The 384-nt window shown below is 75.0% G+C and carries 1 protein-coding gene; it reads right to left on the bottom strand.

Going from position 1 to position 384, the window contains the following annotated elements; all coding sequences use genetic code 11:
* On the bottom strand, positions 1-384 hold a 384-nt coding region (locus AC5RUJ_RS18640), incomplete at both ends, for an NAD(P)H-hydrate dehydratase (RefSeq protein WP_494156562.1).

The raw sequence follows: 384 nt of genomic DNA, 5'->3' as shown, positions 1-384 counted from the left end.
TGCTCGGCCGCGGCGAAACCGGCCGCCTCCAGGTCTTCGGTCCGGACGGTCACCGCGAGCGCGCCGAGGATCCCGGCCAGGGTGTCGCCCGAACCGGCCGTGGCCAGCCATACCGGCCCGTCGTCCTGGCTGAACAGGGCGCCGTCCGGGGCGGCGATCACCGTTACGGAGCCCTTGAGCAGGACGGTGGCCCCGGTGAGCCCGGCGGCCAGCGCGGCGAACTCCGCGGGGGCCGCCTCGATGTGCTCCCGGTCGGTCTCCACCCCTTGGGCTGAGAGGATGCGCACCAGTTCGCCGGCGTGCGGCGTCAGGACCACCCGGGGTCCCGGCTCCGCGGGCAACACGTCGAAGGCACCGGCGTCGGCAATCACCGGCAGCCCGGAC

This window comes from Arthrobacter sp. Y3223164, from assembly GCF_059091005.1.
This window is presented reverse-complemented; position numbering and strand designations above follow the sequence as displayed.